Here is a 250-nt window from a genome sequence, read left to right as displayed (position 1 = left end):
CTTTTATTTAGAATGAATTAGTTTGCAACAACGTTAACAAGTTTTCCAGGAACAACAATTACTTTACGAACTGTTTTCCCTTCAATTTGGTCTTGAATTGCTTCAAGTGCCAGTTGTTCCATCTCTTCTTTTGATGCGTCTTTACTCATCGTTAGTTTCGCGCGAACTTTGCCCATAATTTGAACAACGATTTCAACTTCATCTTCTACAAGTTTAGACTCATCAAATGTTGGCCAGCTTGCATATGTGA

1 pseudogene is annotated in these 250 nt (G+C 36.4%); it reads right to left on the bottom strand.

Going from position 1 to position 250, the window contains the following annotated elements:
• Positions 1–17 precede the first annotated feature (17 nt).
• Positions 18–250: pseudogene (locus SB658_RS26115) on the bottom strand (class I tRNA ligase family protein); the annotation flags it as partial.

Source organism: Bacillus sp. SIMBA_008 (assembly GCF_046535495.1).
Classification (GTDB): domain Bacteria; phylum Bacillota; class Bacilli; order Bacillales; family Bacillaceae; genus Bacillus; species Bacillus subtilis.
This window is presented reverse-complemented; position numbering and strand designations above follow the sequence as displayed.